Genomic DNA, 1,507 nt, shown 5'->3' with positions numbered 1-1,507 from the left:
CCAACGCCGTTCAGTTAGGCGGCATGGTGGGTTGTCAAGCGTGTCACGGAGACGAAGCAGCGGAGCTCCGGTATAGAGGGGGGTCACTCTAAGACGCCCTGAACACCTGGAGCTCCGCTGGCTGATCAGATTGCCATAACCCGGACGGTGACGGTAGCCGCGGGAGCGTTCGCGCCAGGTCATCTGGGTGAGCTGACCCGGCTGGTGCCGTTCGAGATGGTCGATGAAGTCCTCACCGCGACTGGGCGCACGCAGTCACGCGTGCGGCTGTTGCCGGCCCGAGTAGTGATGTATCTGCTGCTCGCGGCCTGCCTGTTCGCCGAAGTCGGGTATCGGCAGGTGTGGGCAAGACTCGTCAGCGGCCTGGAGGGCCTGATGGTCGTCTCGCCCAGCGGCTCCGCTCTGCGTCAGGCCCGGCAACGGCTTGGCCCGCAACCGATGCGGGCGTTGTTCGACCTGCTCCGCGGCCCAGCCGCCACGACCGCCGCACAGGTGCGCTGGCGAGGTCTGCTGCTAACCGTGATCGACGGAACCACTCTGGTCGTCGCGGACTCGGCGGCCAACACCAGCCGATACACCAAACACCGCTGCACCAACGGCAGCTCCGGCTACCCGCAGCTGCGGCTGAGTGCCTTACTGACCTGCGGCACCCGGTCGGTGATCGATGCCGTGTTCGACCCGGTCAGCATCGGGGAACTCGACCAGGCCCGGACCCTGACCCGCAGCCTGAAGCCCGGGATGCTGCTGCTGGCCGACCGCAACTACTGCGCCGCGGACCTGCTAGCCACCGCCACAGCGGCCGGCGCGCACCTGCTGATCCGCGCCAAAGCCAACCGTCGCCTGCCGATGACCCGCCGCCTGAGCGACGGATCCTGGCTGTCGCACATCGGCACCCTGACCATCCGAGTCGTCGAAGCCCGAATCAGCATCACCACCACCGCCGGCAGCCACACCGGCGACTACCGGCTACTCACCACCCTGCTCAACCCCCACGCCCACCCCGCCACCGAACTGATCCGGCTCTACCACGAACGCTGGGAAATCGAGACCGCCTACCTCGAACTCAAATCCAGCATTCTCGGCGGACGCGTCCTGCGCTCTCGCACCCCCGACGGCATCGACCAGGAAATCCACGCGCTTCTGATCACCTATCAACTGCTACGCACCGCCATGACCGACGCCACAGACAGCCAGCCCGACACAGACCCCGACCGAGCCAGCTTCACCACCGCCCTCAACACCGCCCGCGACCAGATCGTGCACGCCGCCGGCATCATCACCGGCACCGTCATCGACCTCGTCGGCGTCATCGGCGCCCACGTCCTGGCCAACCTGCTACCCGACCGCCGCCTCCGCACCAAAACCCGCATGATCAAACGCTCGAACAGCAAATACCAAGCCCGCGGACCGAACATCGACCGACGCAGCTACAAAGCCACCACAAGCATCGACATCATCAGTCCCGACCCTTGACAGCTCCCAACCCGCCCTAACTGAACGGCGTTGG

General features: G+C 66.2%; 1 protein-coding gene. It reads left to right on the top strand.

Annotated elements, in window-relative coordinates; genetic code table 11:
- Positions 1-147: 147 nt before the first annotated feature.
- Positions 148-1,473 (top strand): IS4 family transposase, encoded by a 1,326-nt coding sequence (locus ABZ783_RS37390; protein WP_357447972.1) that lies wholly within the window; start codon positions 148-150, stop codon positions 1,471-1,473.
- Positions 1,474-1,507 lie beyond the last annotated feature (34 nt).

The organism is Micromonospora sp. NPDC047738, from assembly GCF_040642675.1.
Classification (GTDB): domain Bacteria; phylum Actinomycetota; class Actinomycetes; order Mycobacteriales; family Micromonosporaceae; genus Micromonospora.
The sequence above is the reverse complement of the archived record's forward strand: the minus strand, read 5'-3'. Positions and strand labels throughout refer to the sequence as shown.